Origin of the sequence: Paenibacillus sp. 1-18 (assembly GCF_000520755.1) — a bacterium.
GTDB lineage: Bacteria > Bacillota > Bacilli > Paenibacillales > Paenibacillaceae > Paenibacillus > Paenibacillus brasilensis.
The window spans coordinates 1-20,959 of the sequence record NZ_ASSB01000131.1; the positions used below are offsets into that span (position 1 = coordinate 1).

Genomic DNA, 20,959 nt, shown 5'->3' on the forward strand with positions numbered 1-20,959 from the left:
CCCATGGCAACAAGTACAACGGCCAGGTAGACTGTGGAGTCTGTTAATGTTAGCATGCCGAAGCCCGCTGTACTAGCTACGGAACGCAGGTCGTTCGTGGCCCGAGCCATTAAATCACCTGTACGATTGCGCTCAAAAAAAGGCGGCGTCATCCGCAGCAGATGATTCATGAAGCGCGTACGAAGCAGACGCTCCACCAGATTGGCACCTCCAAACAGCTTGTGCATCCATATGTACGTAACGTAGTAGATGACGGCGAGAATGCCCAAGATCATAAAAATATAACGCCAAAGGGAGGACCAGGAAATCGTACCGCGCACAATCTCATCAATGGCGCTGCCTAGCAGCCGAGGAGGAGCCAGCTCTACAATACCAACGGCTATCAGCATAAACAATCCAATGAAATATCGGCTTCTTTCTCTTTTAAAAAACCAACCTAAATTTTTGAATACCGAAAACAAGAGGAATCCCATCCTTTCATAACAAGCTCATTCGAGAGTTGTGTACCATTTTGAAAAAACAACAGTAGCTTGTTGCCACGAACTTCATCGGGCAACAGGCGCAAAAAAGGCATACCGTCCGCAGACGATATGCCTTAAATCTCAATATCATATGGCGCGCAGGTATTTTCAGCACACTCACCACTGAAAAACTGCTCAAGCACAGACAACCACTCGTATTAAACCATACAACGTGAATGGCCCAATTCCGAAAGGTGCGACAGGGGAGATGCTCCGGTATGAAGTTGTTGTGTGTGTAGATGTGGGTAAAATGTAATATGGAATTTTAGCACCGGAAACACTCCTTTCTTCCTCAAATTGGGTTCATTCTTACGCGAGTAAGCGTTCAAATTGTAATAAATTTCAAAATGGATCTCGTATGGTTGAATCTTAACACCCTTTTTTGCGAATTGTCAAACCTTTTTCAAAAAAATGTATATGACTGTATCAAAAGACCAGCTTGAGCAGGGGCGGTTGGTGGTCATTCCAAAAGATGCTATGATATAGTTAACAGGATTTCATTGTACAAGGAGATGAGCGCAACGCATGAGTATACAGGTAACTGAACCTGCGGCACAGTGGTACATTAAGGAGCTTGGCTTGAATGAAGGAGATGCGATCCGTTTTTTTGTTCGCTACAGTTCTGGTGGCGGGTTGCATCCAGGCTTTTCTCTGGGAATTTCCATAGAGCCTCCGCAGCATCCCGTATTGCAGCATAAAGCGGCTGGCATTACGTTTTATATGGAGGATCAGGATTACTGGTATCTGAAGGGTCATGATCTGCAAGTCAAGTATTTAGAGGAACATGATGACATTATTTACACCTACACCGAGGAAGCGCAAGTGTAATGTCCCAACGACAAAAATAGTATACAAGAGCTGTTCATCGACATGAAAAAGCGGCGGAGCATCGTGCTGCAGGGGTTAACCTGCGTAAGATACTTCGCCGCTTTATTGTGTTTAAGGCGATGAGTCGTATGTTAAGGGTTGTTAAACATCGGATCGTCGACCGCAAAATCAAAATCATCAATGTCATATACATGTACGGGTACAGAAGCTTCAATAATGCGGTGAATCCAGTCCAATTGATCTGTCAAAATGGGCAATGCTTCACGCTGGGCGGTCAGTACCAGCTCGGTTTCGATTGGATCAAAATATTCCCCATAGTGCGCCGTATCCACAGCATTAATAACAATGAGCGAGGTGTTGGCATCGAAAAGAATGGGCAAGCTTTTGGCCCAGGGCATCTGAAGGGCTCGCCGTATTTTTTTCTGATTCAATGGTTCTTCAAAATAGCTGATAAGCTCACTTACCTTTCGCTTCACGTGCTGATCGTCCATAGGATTATCCATGAGAGGCTCCGCGCTATCCTGAAACTCGTATAGCTCCAGCAGCGATGTATAAGGCACTATATATTCCACAGGGGCGGAAGATGTAAGCAACTGGCCGTATATGGCCACCATTACAGCTTCCGTTACAAATTGTCGAGACATCGGTCAAGCCTCCTGCATTTACCAAATTATGCGATAAGAGTATAACACAAAAGCGGGACTAAATTCAGTCCGACATGCAGATTGCTTTATATATGACCTCAGCCAAGGATTTAGGAGCGGCCGATCAACAAAGACAGCAATCCGGCGGCAATAAGTGGCCCTACAGGAACTCCTTTAAAAAAGGCAACGCCAATGACAGTCCCGATAAGCAGACCTGTCACAATAATAGGCTGACCAGACATCAGGATTGCACCGCGACCGCCAAGATAGGCTACCAGGATGCCGATGGCAATCGCAAGCAGTGACTTCCAGTGCATAAAGGAGTCCATCACTTGATTAATGCTGATTTTACCGCTGGCTAGCGGGGTCATGACCCCAATCGTCAGAATAATAATTCCAATCGTCAAGCCGTACTTTTCGAGCCAAGGGAAAGCAGAATGAAAACTGGTTACCCGCAACAGCAATAATACAACCATGGCGATGGTTACGGTGGAATTGCCGCTGATAATTCCAAGACCAGCTAGCGCCAGTAAAATAAGTGAGCTGTAATCCATTTCAGTGTTCTCCTTAGTTCGTTTGGCTTCGTATATGCTCAGCAATTTGACGTCCATGCCAGCGACCTGTTTCAATGAATACCTCATTGGCATTGCTGCCGGAAGCGATCACGCCTGCGACATAGATACCTGGTATATTCGTTTCCATCGTGGCAGGATCAAACTCGGGTTTATCCATATCTTCGGCCATATGGACGCCGACAGATTCCAGTAGTTTTCGTTCCGGGTGAAACCCGGTCAGTGCCAGCACAAAATCATTTTCCAGTCGGAATGCTTCTGCATCCTGCGGAGTGACTACTACATGATCTGGATGAATTTCCGTAATACGAGCACCTAAGTGCAGAGTGATTTTTCCCTTTTGTACCATGCTGTCAAACAGTGGGCGCACCCACGGCTTAATGTATGGAGAAAGCTCGGTCCGACGATATACCATATCAATCGTAGCCCCGACCCGTACCAATTCCATCGCTGCATCTACTGCGGAGTTACTGCCACCGATGACTGCGACCCGGGTTCCTGTATAAGGATGGGCTTCGCTGAAATAGTGAGTGACTTTATCTAATTCTTCCCCAGGAATGCCCAAATAGTTCGGATGGTCAAAATATCCTGTAGCCACTACGACATAGCGGGACGAATATGTTTGGGATTTTCCACGCTTACTCATGGTATGAACAGTAAATGTACCGTCATCCTGACGAGTAATGGATCGAGCCTCCTCATAATGCTGAATGTTCAGGTTATAATGTGTCGCTACTTTACGGTAATACGCCAAGGCTTCATGACGAAAAGGCTTGTCATTAGGGGTGCTGAACGGAACATCACCGATCTCCAGCAGTTCGGCGGTGCTAAAAAACTGCATGTTCGTCGGATACAGAAAAATAGAGTGGACAATGTTGCTTTTTTCAATAATAACGGTTTGCAAACCTTTGCGGCTGCATTCGATGGCAGCGGATAGCCCGCATGGACCCCCACCGATAACGATTACGTCGTGCATATAGGTGTGAACCTCCAATGTATTGGTGTACTGCGTTAATTTTTCGCAGGATCAGCATTGTGCATCACTTTCGAATCATTCCGATTTGCATTTTGATCCATGAAAACTGCTCTCTGAATGGATGAAAAATACACGGGTATGTAAGAAGTTTTCAAATAATAATCCTACCGCAATGCGCACATAATATCCAGCCGATTTCAGGAAGAAGTAATGGAGGGATATGATTGCGCTTGCTGATCCGACGCGTATGCGTATATTACTCCTTTTGTCCCGTGGAGAGATGCATGGTCAAGCGTTGGCAAAAAAGCTGAATTTATCCCAACCAACTGTTACCCATCATGCTTCTAAACTCCGTGAGGCTGGATTAATCAAGGAACGACGGGAGAAAAATACGGTTTATTTTACACTGAACCCGGAGCTGATCCGGCAGCATGCCGAGGCGACAGTACGTTTTATCTTCGAAAAGGGAGAGGGCGAGGAAGAAATGTCAGAGCTTAATGAAACATTGGAGGCGACGGTTTTACGTAATTTTTTTGCCAAAGACGGCAAGCTGCGCCAAATTCCTGCACAGTACAAGAAAAAGCTGATCGTGCTTCAGATGCTGGCAGAAAAGCTGGAGCCGGGCCGCATTTATCCTGAACGTGAATTAAACGAGTGGATAAAACAGTACCATGAGGATTTTGCGACGATTCGACGTGAGCTGATTATGCATCAGTTTATGTACAGGGAACGGGAAATGTACGAATTGAATCCACGTGAGATGTGGACGCGCTGGGATCAGGTGCGCTAAACGAAACTAAAAAACTGAAAAAAGTTTCGCGGCAGGCTTGACAGACGATTTATCGACTTGTATGATAAAGGAAATTTTAGGAGGAGGCGATGTTATATGCATACGAACAAGAATGGATGGGTTCAGCAGCAGAATGACTTGTCTCCCGCACGGGCGATGCTCAGCTAAGACTATATAATATATAGTTTTGGCTCAGCAGTTGGTTGGACAGTAGAACCAACGAAATCCGCAGGGAGTGCTTTCCTGCGGATTTTTTATGGTTAGGTGTCCTTTTACGGTTGTTGGTTCCGGGAAGTGGTCCGTGTGTAAGACTGCTTGAATGAACGGACGACGGATCATATGGGCCTTAGCCATACAATACATCCTCCGCAGGGATTCCCCTGCGGATTTTTTGCATTGTTTGCTTGCGGGAAAAAAGGTTCACATTTCGAACAGCACTATATTTGAACAACGCTATTTTCGAACAACACAAAAATCAAAAAAGCAAAGATAACTCTCAGGAGGAAAACGATGAGTATACATGAATACGGTTGGTCTGATTATTGGAACGGTCATTGGGACCAATGGAAGCAAAGTTTTGAGGAGAGTGCAGGACATTCACAGCTACGGCCTGCCCGCTTGATCGCCGATTATGGTCAAAAAGTCAAGCTTATCACGATGGATGGGGAACGCTGGGGAGCCGCTTCTGGCAAGCTGCGTCATATCATTGATGATCCCGCCGAAATGCCGGCTGTCGGGGATTGGGTGGCGATCACTACACCGGATGAAGTGTCGGATGCTGTGATTCATGCCGTCCTGCCGCGCAAAAGCCGAATATCCCGGCAGGCTGCGGGCTTTGAGACAAAGGAGCAGCTGATAGCGACTAATGTGGATACCCTCTTTCTCGTAAATGCGTTGAATCATGATTTTAATGTGCGCAGATTGGAACGGTATTTGATTATGGCTTGGAACAGTGGGGTGAACCCGGTGGTCGTGTTGAGTAAGAGAGACCTATGTGACGATGTTGAAGCACGGATCGCAGAAGCGGAGGGGGTAGCTCCCGGTGTCCCTGTCATCGTTATTTCTGCTCTGCAAAACGAAGGTAGGGAGCAGTTGGAGGCGTTTCTTCAACCCGGCTGTACCGTTGCCTTGACGGGCTCTTCCGGTAGCGGTAAATCAACGATTGTGAACTGGCTGTCCGGGGCCGAAGTTCAGCTTACACAGGATGTGAGGGAGGAAGACAGCCGGGGACGGCATACGACAACTCACCGACAGCTTTTTCCCATCGCCAAGCAAGCTGTCCTGCTGGATACCCCCGGCATGCGTGAGCTTAACCTGTGGGATGATTCCACGGGCGTCGCTCATACCTTTGCCGATATTACCGACATAGCACAAAATTGTCGGTTTGCGGATTGCAAGCACAAGGGGGAAGCTGGATGCGCAGTGGAGGAAGCTGTGCAGACGGGGGGACTGTCAGAATCGAGGGTGAACAATTATCGCAAGATGCAGCGAGAGCTGGAATATCAGGCACGCAAGGAAGCGGATCGGCGGAGAAAGGATAGCCGTACCAGCACAACCACGGGCCGAAGGGATCAGCGAAGTGGTTGGCGACGGGATGTGGAGTGGTAAGCCAAGCTGCATTGAAATATCATTTGTAAAAATACAAGAAAATTGATGAACTAATCGGCATATGGTGTAAAGGGGTGAGCATATGCCGAATTACAGCATTTTGGTGGATCTATCGGAGCGTCGTTTGTATTTAAAGGATGGCAGTCAGATCGTGCAAAGTTATCCGGTCGGTATCGGTAAGTTGGCTACACAGACACCGTATGGACAATTTACGATCATTAACAAACAGCCCAATCCTGGCGGCCCTTTCGGAGCGTTCTGGATGGGGCTGTCCAAGCCGCATTATGGCATTCACGGCACCAATGATCCTTCATCTATTGGCCAGATGGTGTCACATGGCTGCATCCGAATGCAGAACAAGGATGTGCTTGAACTTCAGGAGAAGGTAAGCGTGGGCACACCTGTCACGATCCAGTCTTAGCGGATTACTGACCGACAAAGAGTTCGACTTTTAGCTATGTGCGCTGGCCCATTACGATTTGGGCTGGATAGGGATACGGGCTTCAATCCGCTTGAAGCCCTCTTTTTCGTTCGCAGCTTTGACTAACGATCCCGAAAGACGTTCTCCCCGTGTACCATATACCTGCTTGGCGTTGATCCATATATCTTCGTTCGGCTCATAGCTTATGACCAGGGTGTAACGGTTGGCAAGGCTCGGTTTTTTGACCCTCATGCTGAAGGAGCCGTCAGGCATGACTTTAGTTTGGTCGTCGTAGCCAAACTGCCATCGCCCCGGGAAATCAATCGTGAGCTTGACATCGGAACCCTCCAGCAAATTGCTGCGTGCATAGACATGATAATAATTGCCTTCTTGTTTCACATCAGGCTTAATCCACACCTGAGGGCTGCCGTAGTCCACTGGTTTGTTCCAGACAGGTTTAACCAGTGGAGTAGTGCGATCCTGCTCGGGATCAAGCTCAGCGCCAATCCGCACTTCTTGCAATAGCCGTTCCTTTTCCTCGTATTGATATACATATGGTCCTTCCAGCTTGTTACCGCCGCTGCCATAAAGATTTCGTATCGCATCGACTTGATCGTCCGGGCGAAACAGAACGGTCAGATCCATACTGCCCTGTATGCCAGGTCGTTGCACTCGGAGTACAAAACTTCCGTCCTTCTGGATCGCTGTCTCATCTGTGTATCCGGTTAACAGGGAGTTTTTGACCGCGAGATTCCCTTTAATCCGTGCTCCGGCGGGGAGGTTGGAGTGTCCTGTAACCTTGACGGTATTTTCGTCTATACTCACGTTCCCCGATATTTCGACATAGCTGCTGCCTTGCTGATGCACGGGGGAACGGCTGGCAGCTCGCTCATCCAGGGTTAATGCACTCTGATTCGGATTGCCGGTGACAGTATAAGCGCGTGCTTCTGCTTCATGCTGTGCGATACTCCGGGTAGATGCCTTTTCCCTGCTGCACGCAGCCAGAATAATTAGAAGTAATAAAATGTATATCAGGTTACAAGCCTATTTTGATCATTCAGCGTGTGCTCATGATTTCTGCTCGCTCCTTGTCTGTAGCTATCAGCTTAAGTGGTATCAAACTTTTGAAACTCTATGTATTTACCCGATTTAAAGGGGATGTAATCTACCTCCTGCCGTATCCTACAAGAAGCGTACATGTTTAAACAACCAGTAGAATGGTTAAAAATGGATAGCCTGATCATCCCCAGAATAGCAGGGACTGCATGCTGTAAAGGAGCCTGAGTCATATGTCCATTGACCGTTTTATTTTGAAAAAGCTGGACAACTGCCGGGAAGAACATACACGCGCTAACTTACTGGAACTGTTTAGAATAAGAATAGAGAAGGCGCAGAAGAAGGAACGAGGCGCTAAAAAAGGCTATCGCAGAGTTTTATAAGCAGAATCAGATCAAAATGCACAGATGACGGCAAAGTCACATCGTGCATGTTTCAAATCCGCTGATATGGAGAGGGTGCTGGAGATCCCTCTCTTTTTTGTGTCTGTTTTCAGGCAAAAAAATAGTCCCTCTTAGTAGAGGGACAGTGCCAATGAATCATTTTCACTAACGCTATGCAGGATGGCTTCACAGCCAATAATCTCTATGCTGATCAATGAGTTAAGACATTTCTGAAGGGCACGCTTGCCACTGGAGATTTTGTTCTCCAAAGTGTTGCTTAGAAGTTTCAATGTTTTTTGCATAGGCTGCTTGTTATCTTGATTGAAGTAAACGGGAATACGTTTGTTTTGAAATGTAATTAATGTTCTCACAAAAATCACCTCGCCTGAGTTATTTCATGGCTTTATTGTAGAGCCCGTTTCTTAAAATTACCTTAAAAACACCTTATAAAAACATAAAGGTCTGAGAAATTTACAAAGTGTTCACAATAATCTGGATAACAATCGAGTTTAGTTCTATCCAATTGACAAAATGACGTAGATACGACTATTTAAAACTATTAAATATGAATTTGTGATACAATTGGCTCTTTATCATTTGGTAAAATGCGACTAAAGGCTTTATATTATTTTGAGAGTGGGCATTTTGTAACAAATTGACAGTCTAATAGGTGAATGCTACAGTTACGATAGCCATCTTTCTATCGAAAATAGGCTTTTTGTGTGAACTTTACTGTATAAATTAAGGATCGGGAGGGATGACAGATGATCCTGACCGTGCTTTCAGGACGACAGGAAACAGAGTGGTTTGACATCGAGGTAGCTGATGAATATTCGGTGGAGCACTTGAAGCTGATGCTGGGTGTGCGCATTTTTGGGGAGCCTCCGGCAGAGGGAATGCAGTATATTATGGAAGCAAAGTTCCCGGAGGGGCTTTGGTTCAGAGTGGAGGACGACCAGCTACTTACAGGGGCAGGCTTGCGGGAAGGCTGTACGGTGCGTATTCAGCGTGCCTTTTCGACAACCCAGGACGAAGCACCTGTATATGGACGGCGTTCGCTGTTTCAAAACGAAAAAAATGGGTAAATACACACATGAAATTATATGAAACCTTGGTAAAATGAAATAGTAAGCGAAAAGGGGGACTTTTGTCTTGAATGTATTATACCAGCGATCCCCGAGATTAAGGCCGGCGCTCCGAGAGGAGAAGCTGGAGATTTTACGGCCTCCGGCTGAGCCGAACAAGCCGTCTTTTTCTATTATATCTATACTTATTCCGTTAATGATGACGTTGGTGACTGTAGGTTTTTATGTATATATGAGCAGAACGGGCAAAATGGGCAATAGTAACTATCTGATGTTTCAGATGGTTACGGTGGTCATGATGCTAACGTCGTATACGATTCCTTTTTTCGTATACCTAAATAATAAGAAGGAATACAAGCGCAAGCTGGAGGAACGCGACCGGATGTACCGGGAACAGCTTCAGAAGCATCGTGAAGAGCTTGAATTGAAGCGCGAGGAACAAATTCGCACGCTGTATGAAATTCACGGTGATCCACAAATATGCGCTCAAATCGTCAAAAACCGCAACAGTTCTCTTTGGGAACGATCCCCGGAGGATGAGGATTTTTTACAAGTCCGTATCGGGACTGGACAAGTTCCCTTTCATATTAAATTGCAAATCCCGCGTCCGGACGGCTACGACCGTGACCCTCTGCTCGGGGCTGCGGATGAGCTGGAGGAAGAGTTCCGTCTGGTGGATGCTGCTTCCATCGCATTACCGTTGTTTCAATCCAAAGTGGTAGGACTGGTCGGTGAGCGAGAGCACACTCTTGCTGCCTTAAGAGTGATTCTGGCGCAGGTGGCTGTGCGTCACTCGCCGGATGAAGTGAAGATCGCATCCTTTTATGATGAGCGGGAGGAAAGTGAATGGGCCTGGATGCGCTGGCTTCCGCATGTGTGGGATGATGACAGAACCCAGCGGATGATGTCAGACCGTAGCAGCAGCGCCCATCAATTAGCTGATTTTCTGTTTGCCAGGCTGAACCGCCGTAAAAACAATCGCAGCGAGCGTCACGGTAAAGGGATGGAAGTCCCTTGCTATGTGATTGTTTTGTCCGACAGTCAGCTCATTGAGGAAGAGCCCTTGCTTCCATTATTACTGGAGGACGGACGGGCCATTGATGCATGCACGATCGTGCTGGCTTCCCGTAAGGAAGCATTGCCGATGCAGTGTCAGCTGATTGTGGAGGCTTCCAAGGAGCAGGGAGTATATGCCCGTAAATCAGAATCGGCAGAGGTTGAACAACAGAGTTTTAAGCCGGATCGTTTGTCCAAAGAGGAAGCTGATGCATTGGCACGGTATATGGCTCCTATTCGCTTGAAGCGCTCCTCGGCTTCGGATATTCCGTCTGTACTGCCTTTGTTTGATATGATGAGCGTAGCGGATGTGGAGGAACTGGATGTAACAGAGCGGTGGCGGCGCAACCGTCACCCTGATACTTTACCCGTACCGATGGGTGTGCGAGCAGGCGGCAAGAAGATTATGATTAATCTACATGATAAAATAGAACGTCAGGGACATGGCCCCCACGGTCTGATCGCAGGGACGACGGGTTCAGGGAAGAGTGAGGTTATTCAGTCTATCGTGGCCTCGCTTGCGGCTGAGTTTCACCCGCATGATCTTGCTTTTATGCTGATCGACTACAAGGGCGGCGGCATGTCCAATACGTTCGTCAACCTGCCGCATGTTGTGGGTACGATTACGAATTTGGACAATAACTTGATCGAACGTGCCAAAATATCTCTCAAGGCAGAACTGGTTCGTCGACAGAAAATATTGAACGATGCAGGCAATTTACAGCATATTGATGAGTATTATAGATTACTCCGGCAGCGGCACGAACAGCCGCTGCCTCATCTGGTTATTATTATTGATGAATTTGCACAACTAAAACGGGATCAGCCAGAATTTATGGACGAGCTAATCAGTATTGCAGCGATTGGGCGGACGTTGGGTGTCCATCTGATCTTGGCAACCCAAAAGCCCGCCGGGGTCGTTGATGATAAAATCTGGAGTAACTCCAGATTCCGTATCTGTCTTCGGGTGCAGAGCGAAGGCGATAGCCGTGATATGCTGAAAATACCGAATGCGGCGTGGATTACCAAGCCGGGACGAGGGTATTTTCAAGTCGGCAGCGACGAGGTGTTTGAAGAGATGCAGTTTGCCTGGAGCGGGGCACCGTATATAGGCAACAGCGATATTTCTTCTGCACTGCCTGTACATGAAGTGAGACTGAACGGGAAACGTGAAGCGCTATTGACGGGCGGCGAACGTGCAAGCTCAGGCTTAAAGGGAGAAGAGGCTCCCAAGCAGCTTCAAATCTTCATTGATTATATTGCAAATGAGGCTGCTAAAGCAGGAATTGAGCGGCTTCAGGGACCATGGCTGCCGCCATTGCCTGAATTGCTTGATTTAACTCATTTGTCCCCATGTACACAAACGGATAGTGCATCAGCTCCAGAGGAGCTAAAGGCGCTCATCGGACTGGTCGACGATTTGCCGAATCAGCGCCAGGAGTCGATTTATGCAGCACTGGATCATGGCCATTGGGCGGTGTACGGCATGCCGGGCATGGGGAAAACGACCTTTTTACAGACGCTGCTGATGTCGACAGCTCAGCGCTTTGATGCGAACCGGTGGAACGGTTATATCATTGACATGGGTCGGACGATGCGCGACTTTGGGGACCTTCCGCAAATCGGTGCTGTTATGATGGCAGAGGAGGACGACCGGATCAAGCGGTTGTTCCGTTATCTGTTCAAGCTGGTTGCTTTACGCAAGGAAATGATTTCCGAAGCTGGCGTCAAAACGATAAGCTCGTATCGTCGTTCTACGGTCGAGGATGTACCGCAAATTGTCGTAGCTATTGATGGCTACCTTAATTTCCGTAATGCTTATCCGGATGAAAATGAACTGCTGGAATCACTTTTGCGTGAAGGTGGCAGTTTGGGTATCACGTTCATCATCACTGCCAATCGGATTACGGATGTGTTTGAGAAATTCCGCAGTAACATTCCGAATGCTGTTTCTTTTGAATTGTCTGACCCGAGTGATTATTATTACGCGGTAGGACGACCGGCGAAAACGCCAGGACCTTTAATTCCGGGCCGTGCCCTGGTAAAAGGGCATATTCCACCACTTGAGTTCCAGACCGCTTTGCCTTCACCGGGAGAAGATGAAACGCAACGATCGGCACGGCTGCGCCGCAATATCGCGAGCATTGTACAGGAATGGAAGGGTGCGCACGCACCAGCCATTCTCCCGTTGCCTGAGCGTATTCCTCTGGCGGAACTGTTACAGCAGTGGGATCGGACAAGCGGGCCTTCCGGTGCGCTCCCTTATGAGGTGCCTGTAGGTCTACAGAGTGACGATCTTGAGCCTTTCCTCCTGAATCTGAAAGAGGGGCCTAATTTTATTGTCGGCAGTCCTATGGAGGGAGGAAAAACATCCTTCCTGATGAGCTGGATTCTATCATTGGCTTATTACACCTCACCAGGACAGCTGGAAGTCTATACGCTTGACACCCGTTATGGGGGCGGTGGATTATCGCGGTTGCGGCATCTTCCTCATGTCAAGGCTGCGGCCGAAAGCGAAGAAGAAATCGGGCCTCTGGTACAGCAAGTGCATGATATTGTTCAACAGCGGAGCAAGGATGGAAATGATCCTGAATTACTGCTGGTTATTGATGATGCGGATATGTTAAGTAAACAGCTGAACGATTTTATAATAAAGGATCAGCTCTCCGCCATTGTACGGTTGGGACGTGATCGTAATGTGCATGTCGTGCTATCGGGTGTGCCATCTGATTTCCCAACCTTTGGGGTAGACTGGTTCAATGATGTCAAAGCAAGTCAAAGCGGTGCGCTTTTTGGAACGCTGGATTCGAATGATTTATCGTTCTTTCGTATCCCCTATTCGGAAGCGAATGCCGCTGCCGGTGGCCTAAAAGTCCTGCCGCCTGGACAGGGATACTACGTACGGCGCAAATTTACCAGGATAAAAGCGGCAATTCCTTTCTCAGAGCAAGTGAGCTGTGAGGATTGGATAACGAAAATTCGTGACCGATGGCATGTTGTAGTTTGAAGGGAGGTGGCTCATAATGTTAACGTTTCAAGCTTCCAAGCAGAAGTTAATAACCCTCAAGTCGAAGGAACTGTTTTTTCTGGCAGGCGTGCTGGGTTCTGACAGATTGCTTGGGGTGGAAGATCCGTTTAAGGGCTATCTAGCGGAGGAGTTGGCAGAAGAGTGGGAACAGGTAAAAGCTGCTCTTCTGGAAAAGGGTTATCTAAAACGGGTAGATAAGGGCAAAGAGTTGGCAATGCCCCCTACTGTTTTTTCGAGGGTTGCTATCGCCGGATTATCCAACAGGGCTTGCCGCATACGCTATACACGGGGAGGCAAGCGGTTTGAAGGCTACCTTCATTGTACGAACGAGCGTGTGGTGGAGCTTGTGAAATCCACTGATGAACCCGATGAGTATCGCCTGTACGATCTGGGTAATGTGGAAAAGGCATGTGAATCATTGATTGATGAAATGGGCTGGGTCGATCGGCTTGTGCCTGAATCTCCTGCGCTCATGTTCTCCAAGCAGGCATTTAATGAAATTTATAAGCAATCTGAAGGAGAGAATGTGTCTCTAATCAGCAGTAAACTGACCGAAGCTAGCGGAGATGCGGAGGGGGCTGCCAAGCTGGCTCAGTCTTTAAGCTCTCGAGTAGCTGAAGGAGAGCTGCAATTGCTGGTTTGGAACGGCAGAGAGTGGGAATCACAACGGGCAGCTTTTGTCCTGTGTCCTGCAATGAGCTGGATATTTCGTATGAGCTCTAATGGTAATGGAGACTGGCTTATTGCGGCTATGACTTCGAGGGATCAGTTTGTGGATTTATTATTAAATTGGCTGAGACAGTCGACAGTAACTGAAGAAGCGACAGAAGGAGGGTGATGGATATGCGCATTCGAGTTGAACCGGATGTGCTTCGGGGGCTTAGCGGGCAGCTACAGCATGCGGCGGAGCAAATTCAACAGTTAACAGCAGGTTTGGAGCAGGCGTTACAATCGCTGGATTGGGATGTATCTGCACGTGAGACGGTCTTGGATCATTGGATGCAGGCCAAGCGAATGTCGGAGCAGATTCATGCTTACCTCCATACATCAGGTGCACAACTGAACCGAAAGGCAGAGGAGTTTCAGTCTGTTGACCACAACTATCAAACAATACTGTCATTTGCCAGTCAGTCATTGGGACGACCTGTCACGATGCTCGATTGGTCGAATCAGCAATCCCCGTCTATTTTGCCCGGGCAAACTTCGGAAGGAAGCGGTCTGATTTCAAACCCGCAGTCTGTCGTACATGCCATTACCGGCATACCGTCTTCGGATGTAGGAACACTGAATCAGGATATTCTGGAGCAGGCATCCTCTGGCAGCCCACAGGATTGGTATTTTACGGACCCGTCTGTAGTGAGAGATCAACCTGTCGCATAGCAGGTTTAATTCCGTGATGATCTTGTTCGATTGCGAGGTTCGAATGAATAATATCATTATTCCCGGCTTTTTGGGACTTATTAGGTGTTGTTTTGTCAGTATCGTACTGTTAGATGCTGTTATATAGTTAAAAAGTGGGATAATTGCATTTAGGACCTTTGCCTTTTGTAGGGAATTCAATAACCATAGTACAATTTGAACCAGTTAAACAATAAAAATTTTTTATCATCAAGGAGGACTCATAAAAATGGCAGGACGCATTTTAATTACACCAGAACAGGTTGATCAGGTGGCTAACCAATTTAAACAAAGCGGTGAGCAAAGCCAGCAAATCGTTTCCAGTCTGACACAGTCCATCTCAGGTATGGAAGGTCAATGGGAAGGTATGACCAAGCAACGTTTCTTCCAAGAGTTTCAGGAAGCTAGCAAACAAATGCAAGCTTTCGTAACGACTTTGAATAGCATCAGCCAGGAATTGACGGCTATCGCTAACAAATTCCGTACGGTTGACCAAGCGAAGTAAGCTGCCAGCCAGGCATTTCTCTATAACTTTACCACTCTATGAAGAAGCAATATGTGAACCATTCCTCACGGTTTAGTATAGATGGTTCCAAGTAGAAACGGTTTGGCTGTCCTTTACCAGGATGATATCCATTTCTGAGATAAATATAAGAACAGAGGATAACGTCAAACGTATACTTTCTTAATATTTTAAGAAAACCGGGCGATCTTAGGACACCCGGTTTTCTTGCCATCCACAGATGTTTATAATAAAGTGAGGAAACTAGCATACTGAACGATATAAGGAGAGGGATGTTTCATGTCTTTTCAACCGAATCCGGGAGACGAATTGATCATAAATGGCACAGCTTATGTGGTTGGACGACATCCAGTTGCACCCGGTTTGGCCTATGCTCAAGCGGGGCGCCAAGGCATTGTATATCAGTTGAATGCTAAAAGTGGAGCGCCACATGAGGCTAAAGCCCTTAAAGTGTTTTTTCCGAAGTTCCGTATCCCGGCTATGGTTTATCAATCTGAGCATATGGATGCATACGGGGATATTCCCGGTTTGCAGGTGTGCAAGCGTGATGTGCTCACTCCAGAAAGAAACGGAAGTCTGATCGCCGAGCAGCCTGATTTGCTGTATGCGGTACTGATGCCATGGGTTCATGGCACGACGTGGTTCGATTGCCTCACAGATCAACGTCAGCTTGAGGCTTCCGATAGTCTGGCTTTAGCCAGAGCACTGGCAGGGATTGGTTCGGCTATGGAGCAAAAAGGACTGGCGCACTGTGATTTATCAGCGCCAAATGTCATGCTTCCGTTTTTTTCTGAAGTGGAACTGCCTGAAGGCACGTCAGCTGTAGAATTGGTGGACGTGGAGCAAATGTATAGTACCAAAATGGATCGTCCAGACGCTCTGTTGGCAGGTTCACCAGGATATGCCGCACACCGTACCGTTCACAGCGGGTTATGGAGCGCATACGCAGACCGTTTTGCAGGGGCCATTATTATTGGAGAAATGCTGGGCTGGTCTGACCGTGTAATCGTAGATAAAGCGTGGGGTGAAAGCTATTTTGACCAGCACGAAATGCAGACACCTTGCGAACGATATTTTATTTTACGAAAATCGTTGGAATCCCGCTGGGGAAGCAAGGTGGTAGAGCTGTTCAGTCGTGCCTGGGATAGTCAGGATTTAAGCAGTTGCCCTACCTTTGGCGAATGGCTGGTTGTGCTTAATGGCATTACTGAACAGGAAATTCCTGTTGAAGTGGAAGCGACGGAGCTTGAAGGGACAGAAACTGCACAAGCCGCCGTAGGTAGTTCTTCCTTTCAGCCAGCATCCTCTTTAGTTGCACCGCCCGAAGCTGAGCAGGCTGCGCTGCTTAATCAGGCCGCTGAGGAGCAGGGGCAGCGTGGGGTAACGGACAAGCTGTTCCGACAGGCCCGTGATCTGGAGCAGCAAAACAAGCCTGCTGCAGCACTGGAAGTATATCGGTCGTTGTATCATTTTGTAGAAGACGGCAGTCCTCTGCATGTCGAGGTATCGGCTGCTATTACAGGGCTGGAGGAGCAGTTAAATCCTATGACACCAGAGCAGCCTGAAAAATCGGCAGCTTGGTACCGCTCGAAAACGTTTATCGCATCGACAGCGGCTGCGGTCGTTCTCTTAGCGGCTGGAATTCCAACCGTTAAGATTCTTGCGGATCAGTCCAATCAACGGCAAATTGAGGCAGCTAAACAGGAAGAAGCCAAGAAGGCGGCACAAGCCAAGCTGGCTGCAGAACAGGAGGCCGCTCAAAAGGTGTTGGCTGAGAAGCAGCGGCAGGAAGCGGAGGAGCAGGCCAAACAACAGGCAAAGCAACAGGCTCTTACCCAAAAGCAGCAGGAAGAGCAGAAAAAACAACAGGCTCTTATTGATCAGCAGATCAAATATGAAGCTTATCTTGCCCAAAAGGAAAAGGATAAGCAGGCGGCTGCCAAGCTGGCCAAGCAAAAAGCATATGATCAGCAGGCAAAGTATGAAAAGTATTTGGCCTGGAAAAAGGACCAGGAAGCCCGTGCAGCCCAGGAAGAGGCAGCGCGTAAGGCGGCAGCTGAGGCAGCACACAAGCAAGAAGCGTCCATGCATGCCCGTAACAAGGAGAATGTTCTCCAGCTTATTTCGCTGTATAACAAGGCTTATGCCTCCCAGGAGGGGGGGAGCACGGCGAAGGCAAAGAGCTTTGCCAATCGTTTTAGAGCATTATACGATAGTAATCCATCCTATTATCGTAAGGTAGGTGAAGTAGGATATCGGGCTTCTTCTATCTATAACTTTTTAAGCGATACGAATTTTAGACTGCCTAAAATTTAATTTTGAACTATTCATGATAGATAGGCTGATAGATAGAGATACAAGGTAACTGAGGGGAGCATGTACAAACCATGAATTATACAATACAGGCTTCACAACGTACCCCCGCCCTGATCATTTACCTGATTGACATCAGCGCGTCGATGAACATGCTGATGGAAGGGCGACGGCGTATTGACGTTGTGTATGAGGCTATATCGCTGGCGATTCGGCAGATGGTTTTCCGTTCAACCAAAGGAAATCGTCTGACTGCACGCTATCGGATTGCGATTTTGGCTTACAGTGATGATGTGTATGATCTGTTGAACGGTGTAAAAGGGATTGATGAAATTGCGGCCATTGGTTCGTTGCCTGATTTGACGCCCAAACGGTTTTCAGATTCGGCAAAGGCTTTCTTGCAAGCCGAGCGTATTTTACAGGCGGAGCTGCCAGGGATGCAGGATTGTCCTGCTCCTTTGGTTTGCCATATGACAGATGGGGTATCTACAGGCGATGATCCGGAGCCGATTGCCAAGCGCATTATGAGCATGAGCGTACCGGATGGCAATGTGCTGGTAGAAAATATATTTTTATCTGACAGACTGCTGGAGACACCTATTCAGGACCCTCGTCGCTGGAAAGGCTTGACGCACACTACACCGCTGCAGGATGAGCATGCTGTGAAATTGCGTAATATGTCTTCTGTACTCCCTGAAAGCTATCGGGAAATGCTGTTTGAGGCAGATTATCAGCTGGGTGAAGGGGCGATTATGATGTTGCCTGGAACCTGTGCGGAACTGGTGTCCATCGGTTTTCAAATGTCGGCCGCAACGCCTGTACGGTAAGGAGGTAAGAGCATGAATCCACTGCTGTCCCTGCTCCCCGCGAGCAAAAGAAAGGGAATGAATGCAAGGCTGGCTCAGCATTTTGATTATATAAGCTCTCAGACCGGCGATCAGCCTTTATCATCTCATCACAGTCGTTTTAAGTGTCGTTATGGCTATGGAAGGTCTGCCGAATCTGCCAGCATGGGGGAAAGCGGACAGGATTTTGCCGCAGTGCGTATTCATAAAACCGTCTGTTGCTTTGTCCTTTGTGACGGTGTCGGGCTCAGTTATCGAGGAGATTTTGCAGCCCGTTATTTGGGCTCTTCTTTACTGGATTGGCTGGAAGAGGGACGAGATCTGTCTGCTGAACAATTGAGGATGTATCTCGAACGCTTGGCGGATACAGCTACGGTGGAACTGGATCGGCAGCCTTTGAATCACGAATCAGGCTTGATGCGTTCGGTATTGGAGGATAAACGTCGCCAGGGAAGCCAGTCCATGTATATTTGCGGTAAAATCGAACTGCCGAAGCGCGGTGCGCGTGGGCGTCTTAGACTTGCCTGGCAGGGAGATTCACGCTTGCGACTATGGAACGATGCGGAGGAAATCAGCGATCTGTTTGCTCATACCTTCTCTACAGCAGAGCGCTGGTCCACAAGCCGTGGACCGATCGGAGGTAAGCCTCATTGGTACGAAAGAAGCATACCCGCAGATATGCCGATGAGACTACAGGTATATAGTGACGGTTTATCCGATTTGGACCCTATTTGCGAGCCTGTCCCTGATGAGCAGATACAAGTATTGCTGGATGCATCCCATACCGGGGGACTTGATGATGATGCTGCATTTATTGAGTTGCAGTGGTAAATGAAAGAGCAAAAGGACGCTTGCATCCATGCCAATGGCTGTAGGACGTCCTTTTTTGATGCATACATACAAAAAACAAACAGTTAAGATAGATTTGGAATGCAATCGAGATACAAGAAGAAAAGATGCGCTAATTCGCGTAATATTCGTTCTTTTCCTCCATATTGCAAAGGAATAGCAAAAAACGCGTAAAAATGGTGATTATAAAGTATCCCCTTTTGGGTAATCTTGTGATTATACAGGAAACTGAAGGGAGAGATACATATGAGCTACACATCTGCAGGGAATGCGCGCTTTGAAGGCAAAACGGCTCTAATCACGGGGGCTGGTTCTGGTATTGGCAAGGCAACGGCCATTCAAATGGCGAGAGAAGGAGCGAATGTCGCCCTCTTTGACGTAAGTAATGAGCGGATTTTGGAGACAGAAAAAGAGATTAATGCTATACGTGAAGGCTCGGCACGGGCTTTTGATGTGGATATTGCCGATCCGGTGCGTGTGGAAAAAGCAGTTTTGGAAGCCGTAGAATTGTTTGGCGGGCTGCACATCGTTTTTGCCAATGCCGGAATTAACGGAGTAGTTGGACCGATTGAGGATTTGAGCATTGAGGATTGGCGGCAAACATTATCTACAAATCTGGATGGTACCTTTCTGACGGTGAAGTACACGGTACCCCACTTGAAAAAGAACGGGGGCGGCAGCATTATCATTACCAGCTCCATTAATGGAAATCAGCGTTTTACCAGCTTTGGGATGTCTGCTTACAGCACTTCGAAGGCAGGTCAAACCGGGTTTGCTAAAATGGCTGCACTGGAGCTTGCCAAATTCCGTATCCGTGTCAATGTCATCTATCCGGGTGCCATTTCGACCAATATTGATGAAACAACGGAGAAATCGGAAAGGTTAAAGCAGATTACCATCCCTGTAAAGTTTCCCGAAGGAGGGCAGCCGTTGGCTAATGGGCCGGGTCAACCCGAGCAGGTAGCTGATTTAGTCACCTTTTTGGCCTCTGATCATTCGCGTCACATTACTGGCGCACAAATTGTGATTGATGGGGCGGAATCCTTATTGTTTTAGCGCTGATGGATTTTTGGTGATAAAAAAATGATGAATGGTGTTTGAGTGTATGGTCTTGGTTATGATGCTTATTTATGGTATATGTATAAAGGAAGATAAAGCGAATTTTCTCTCTATTGTTTGGTGCGAATGTGAAGCTCACATAAAATCCCTAGATCCTTCGCACCTCGAAACTTGTCGAAAAAGAACCAAATCAGCCTTCATTGATAAAAGTCAATCCTAGATTCAAGCTTTTTTGGTATCGTTTTTATGAAAATGTACAGAATTGATATCTTTTCTGGATCAATTGGGTACATTTTCGCTGTCGCACTCTATATGAGTGCGTGGATTGAAATTGCCATGCGCTATGTCGACGGTTATAGTACTTGCGTCGCACTCTATATGAGTGCGTGGATTGAAATAGATCCCTCTTTATAAAGTGCCTGCATTTTTGTCCAGGGTCGCACTCTATATGAGTGCGTGGATTGAAATGCTGATGCCGCTGCCTATAAAACAACGAGCTTTGGTCGCACTCTATATGAGTGCGTGGATTGAAATCGCATTTCTTCCTCGCTGGCAAGCTTGCCTAAAAAGTCGCACTCTATATGAGTGCGTGGATTGAAATTCCTATCCTATTTTCTTTTTTCGCCCTGGCTTGCCCAGGTCGCACTCTATATGAGTGCGTGGATTGAAATTGTTTACTTGTTTTATAATGTCATCCAGATAAAGTCGCACTCTATATGAGTGCGTGGATTGAAATCATATTAGATACTCACCAGCACTATCCACACGACGTCGCACTCTATATGAGTGCGTGGATTGAAATATTAAAGATCAAAATTTTGTCTTTACGAACAGCCGTCGCACTCTATATGAGTGCGTGGATTGAAATGCTTTCTTCCTGTACGCATTTACATGCCCTATTAAGTCGCACTCTATATGAGTGCGTGGATTGAAATAATCCGGTATGCCTCAGCATCAGCAACGGCATTGAGTCGCACTCTATATGAGTGCGTGGATTGAAATAT

Annotated in this window: 20 protein-coding genes and 1 CRISPR repeat array (1 of these 21 cut by a window edge); of the genes, 14 read left to right on the forward strand and 6 right to left on the reverse strand. The window is 47.3% G+C overall.

The genetic code is table 11. The features are described from left to right. On the reverse strand, positions 1-461 hold a 461-nt coding region (locus tag L693_RS27865; RefSeq protein WP_269320832.1), incomplete at its 3' end, for an ABC transporter transmembrane domain-containing protein. Between the two features lie 585 nt (positions 462-1,046). Between L693_RS27865 and L693_RS0108315 the strand changes: the two genes are divergently transcribed. Continuing rightward, complete coding sequence (locus tag L693_RS0108315) at positions 1,047-1,349, forward strand: HesB/YadR/YfhF family protein (protein WP_025716865.1); 303 nt, start codon at positions 1,047-1,049, stop codon at positions 1,347-1,349. 131 nt (positions 1,350-1,480) lie between these two features. Here L693_RS0108315 and L693_RS0108320 read toward each other — a convergent pair whose 3' ends face one another. The 3 genes from L693_RS0108320 to L693_RS0108330 form a co-directional block, all read right to left on the reverse strand. Beyond that, positions 1,481-1,993 (reverse strand): hypothetical protein, encoded by a 513-nt coding sequence (locus tag L693_RS0108320; protein ID WP_025716866.1) that lies wholly within the window; start codon positions 1,991-1,993, stop codon positions 1,481-1,483. 110 nt (positions 1,994-2,103) lie between these two features. Next, on the reverse strand, positions 2,104-2,547 hold the full coding sequence (locus L693_RS0108325) for a DUF441 domain-containing protein (RefSeq protein ID WP_025716867.1): 444 nt from the start codon (positions 2,545-2,547) through the stop codon (positions 2,104-2,106). A 13-nt stretch (positions 2,548-2,560) separates the two neighbouring features. After that, positions 2,561-3,541 (reverse strand): YpdA family putative bacillithiol disulfide reductase, encoded by a 981-nt coding sequence (locus tag L693_RS0108330; protein ID WP_025716868.1) that lies wholly within the window; start codon positions 3,539-3,541, stop codon positions 2,561-2,563. 220 nt (positions 3,542-3,761) lie between these two features. On the opposite strand from L693_RS0108330, the gene L693_RS0108335 reads away from it, so the two are divergent. The 3 genes from L693_RS0108335 (at position 3,762) to L693_RS0108345 (ending at position 6,360) form a co-directional block, all read left to right on the forward strand. Continuing rightward, the gene (locus L693_RS0108335) at positions 3,762-4,331 is read left to right on the forward strand and encodes a DUF2087 domain-containing protein (RefSeq protein ID WP_025716869.1); all 570 of its coding nucleotides are present in this window, start codon (positions 3,762-3,764) and stop codon (positions 4,329-4,331) included. A 510-nt stretch (positions 4,332-4,841) separates the two neighbouring features. Then, a complete protein-coding gene (rsgA, locus tag L693_RS0108340) occupies positions 4,842-5,939 on the forward strand; it encodes a ribosome small subunit-dependent GTPase A (protein ID WP_025716870.1) in 1,098 nt (365 codons plus the stop codon). Positions 5,940-6,021: 82 nt separating this feature from the next. After that, positions 6,022-6,360 carry a L,D-transpeptidase gene (locus tag L693_RS0108345; RefSeq protein ID WP_025716871.1) on the forward strand — a complete coding sequence of 113 codons (339 nt, stop codon included), beginning with the start codon at positions 6,022-6,024 and terminating at the stop codon, positions 6,358-6,360. A 51-nt stretch (positions 6,361-6,411) separates the two neighbouring features. Here the strand turns inward: L693_RS0108345 and L693_RS0108350 are convergent, their stop codons facing one another. Beyond that, positions 6,412-7,185, reverse strand: a complete 774-nt coding sequence (locus tag L693_RS0108350) for a flagellar motor protein MotB (RefSeq protein ID WP_231503571.1) — start codon at positions 7,183-7,185, stop codon at positions 6,412-6,414. 464 nt (positions 7,186-7,649) lie between these two features. On the opposite strand from L693_RS0108350, the gene L693_RS30510 reads away from it, so the two are divergent. Next, on the forward strand, positions 7,650-7,799 hold the full coding sequence (locus L693_RS30510; protein WP_197029854.1) for a hypothetical protein: 150 nt from the start codon (positions 7,650-7,652) through the stop codon (positions 7,797-7,799). A gap of 131 nt (positions 7,800-7,930) precedes the next feature. Here L693_RS30510 and L693_RS0108360 read toward each other — a convergent pair whose 3' ends face one another. Then, positions 7,931-8,170 (reverse strand): hypothetical protein, encoded by a 240-nt coding sequence (locus tag L693_RS0108360; protein WP_025716873.1) that lies wholly within the window; start codon positions 8,168-8,170, stop codon positions 7,931-7,933. A 393-nt stretch (positions 8,171-8,563) separates the two neighbouring features. Here L693_RS0108360 and L693_RS0108365 point away from each other — a divergent pair, with 393 nt between their 5' ends. From L693_RS0108365 to L693_RS0108405, 9 genes are all read left to right on the forward strand, one after another. After that, positions 8,564-8,884 carry a hypothetical protein gene (locus L693_RS0108365; RefSeq protein ID WP_010346287.1) on the forward strand — a complete coding sequence of 107 codons (321 nt, stop codon included), beginning with the start codon at positions 8,564-8,566 and terminating at the stop codon, positions 8,882-8,884. Between the two features lie 67 nt (positions 8,885-8,951). Then, positions 8,952-12,947 carry a type VII secretion protein EssC gene (gene essC, locus L693_RS0108370; protein ID WP_025716874.1) on the forward strand — a complete coding sequence of 1,332 codons (3,996 nt, stop codon included), beginning with the start codon at positions 8,952-8,954 and terminating at the stop codon, positions 12,945-12,947. A gap of 16 nt (positions 12,948-12,963) precedes the next feature. Next, positions 12,964-13,806: a hypothetical protein gene (locus L693_RS0108375; RefSeq protein WP_025716875.1), complete on the forward strand. Its 843-nt coding sequence runs from the start codon at positions 12,964-12,966 to the stop codon at positions 13,804-13,806. Positions 13,807-13,811: 5 nt separating this feature from the next. Then, positions 13,812-14,348, forward strand: coding sequence for a WXG100 family type VII secretion target (locus L693_RS0108380; protein WP_025716876.1), 537 nt, complete (start codon positions 13,812-13,814; stop codon positions 14,346-14,348). A gap of 247 nt (positions 14,349-14,595) precedes the next feature. Continuing rightward, positions 14,596-14,871, forward strand: coding sequence for a WXG100 family type VII secretion target (locus L693_RS0108385; RefSeq protein ID WP_007430133.1), 276 nt, complete (start codon positions 14,596-14,598; stop codon positions 14,869-14,871). 297 nt (positions 14,872-15,168) lie between these two features. Then, positions 15,169-17,205 carry a membrane protein gene (locus L693_RS0108390; RefSeq protein WP_025716877.1) on the forward strand — a complete coding sequence of 679 codons (2,037 nt, stop codon included), beginning with the start codon at positions 15,169-15,171 and terminating at the stop codon, positions 17,203-17,205. A 71-nt stretch (positions 17,206-17,276) separates the two neighbouring features. Continuing rightward, entirely contained in the window at positions 17,277-18,029 is a 753-nt protein-coding gene (locus L693_RS0108395) for a vWA domain-containing protein (RefSeq protein WP_025716878.1), read from the forward strand. Positions 18,030-18,041: 12 nt separating this feature from the next. Continuing rightward, complete coding sequence (locus L693_RS0108400; RefSeq protein ID WP_025716879.1) at positions 18,042-18,878, forward strand: hypothetical protein; 837 nt, start codon at positions 18,042-18,044, stop codon at positions 18,876-18,878. Between the two features lie 264 nt (positions 18,879-19,142). After that, a complete protein-coding gene (locus L693_RS0108405; RefSeq protein ID WP_025716880.1) occupies positions 19,143-19,952 on the forward strand; it encodes an SDR family oxidoreductase in 810 nt (269 codons plus the stop codon). Between the two features lie 303 nt (positions 19,953-20,255). Beyond that, a CRISPR array of direct repeats spans positions 20,256-20,959; the repeat unit is 32 nt; unit sequence GTCGCACTCTATATGAGTGCGTGGATTGAAAT; it runs 467 nt beyond the window's last position.